At 63.8% G+C, this 1981-nt stretch carries 1 protein-coding gene; it reads left to right on the top strand.

Translation table 11 applies throughout. The annotated features are described in order from the left end of the window. Window positions 1-1981 (top strand): beta-ketoacyl synthase N-terminal-like domain-containing protein (locus tag ACIBCN_RS44480; RefSeq protein WP_396998926.1); only part of this gene is annotated, 1981 nt, incomplete at both ends.

Here is a 1981-nt window from a genome sequence, read left to right as displayed (position 1 = left end):
ATGTCGGTCGAGCAGGGTTTGGTGTGGTTCGACGCTGCCCTGATCGCGGACCGGGCGACGGTCACCGCGACCCACCTCGACCTCGCAGCCCTGCGTACGGCTATGTCGATTCCTGCGGTGCTGCGCGGGTTAGTGCCGCAGGCGCGGCGTGCTGCTGTGGGTGTTGGTAGTGACTCGTCGTTGCGGCAGCGGGTCGCGGGGCTGGCGGAGGTTGAGGCGCTGCGGGTAGTGCTGGATGTTGTTCGCGCGCAAGCGGCATTGGTGCTTGCTCATGACGGCGCCGATGCTGTGGATATCGACCGCAACTTCCGTGACCTGGGTTTCGATTCGCTGACGGCAGTGGAGCTCCGAAACCGGATCAACACCGCGACAGGGTTGCGGTTGCCAGCGACGTTGATCTTCGATTACCCAACCCCTGAGGTCCTGGCCCGGCAGGTACTGGATGAGTTGCGCGGGAACGAAACCGATCCGGTCACCCGAGCGGTAGCGCCGAAAGAGATATCGGTGTCGGAGCCGATTGTGATTGTGGGTATGGGTTGTCGGTTCCCTGGTGGGGTGTCGTCGCCGGATGCGTTGTGGCGGTTGTTGATCGAGGAGCGGGATGCGGTGTCGGGGTTTCCGGTCGATCGTGGCTGGGATGTGGAGGGGTTGTTTGATCCCGAGCCTGGTGTGGCGGGGAAGACGTATGTGCGTGAGGGTGGGTTTCTGCATGATGCTGCGGAGTTCGATGCGGGGTTCTTCGGGATCAGCCCTCGTGAAGCGGTGGGTATGGATCCGCAGCAACGGATTCTGCTCGAAACAGTGTGGGAGGCATTGGAACACGCAGGCATCAATCCGGCCAGTCTCCGTGGCAGCGACACTGGAGTCTTTAGCGGTGTAATGCATCACGACTACCCGTACAGCAGCGGCACCGGGGCCATTGTGTCCGGTCGGGTTTCGTATGTGCTGGGATTGGAGGGGCCGGCAGTATCGATCGATACCGCGTGCTCCTCGAGTCTGGTTGCCTTGCATCAGGCGGCGCAGGCTCTGCGGTCGGGTGAGTGCTCGCTGGCCCTTGCCGGTGGCGTGACCGTGATGGCCACTCCGGAGATCTTTGTGGAATTCTCGCGGCAGCAGGGGTTGGCCGCTGATGGCCGGTGTAAGTCGTTTGCGGAGGCGGCCGATGGCACCGGGTGGGGCGAGGGCGCGGGTGTGCTGGTGTTGGAGCGTCTGTCGGACGCACGGCGCCACGGTCACGAAATCCTGGCGGTGGTGCGTGGTTCAGCGGTCAATCAGGACGGCGCATCCAACGGCCTAACCGCTCCCAGCGGCCCCGCCCAGCAGCGGATGATCCGTCGCAGTCTCGCCAACGCGGGTTTGGAAACCACTGATGTGGATGCCGTCGAGGCACATGGCACCGGCACTCGCCTGGGCGACCCGATCGAGGCGCACGCATTGCTGGCAACCTACGGCCGGGACCGGGCGGCGGATCGGCCGTTGTGGTTGGGATCGTTGAAGTCGAATCTCGGTCATACACAAGCGGCTTCGGGTGTGGCCGGTGTGATCAAGATGGTGCTGGCGATGCAGTACGGGGTTCTGCCGAAGACGTTGCACACTGATGCGCCGAGTTCGCAGGTGGATTGGTCTTCGGGTGCGGTGTCGTTGTTGACCGAATCGACTGTGTGGCCGGAGACGGGGCGGGTGCGTCGGGCTGGTGTGTCGTCGTTCGGGATCAGTGGGACGAATGCGCATGTGATTTTGGAGCAGGCGCCGGAGGGTGACGCGGAGCCGAACAGTTCTGCACCGGTGTTGGATTCGGTTGTTGGTGGGGTTGTTCCGTGGGTGTTGTCGGCTCGGTCGGAGTCGGCGTTGCGGGGGTATGCGAAGCGGTTGGCGGGATTCATAGCTGAGGGTTCCGGTGCTGGGGTGTCGGTGTCGGATGTGGGGTGGTCGTTGTTGGGGCGGTCGCGGTTTGAGCATTGTGGGGTGGTTTCGGGGGTGG

The sequence above is a fragment of the Nocardia sp. NPDC051052 genome (assembly GCF_044456045.1).
Lineage (GTDB): Bacteria > Actinomycetota > Actinomycetes > Mycobacteriales > Mycobacteriaceae > Nocardia.
Note: the sequence above shows the minus strand (reverse complement) of the source record. Positions and strands in the feature narration are given on the sequence as shown.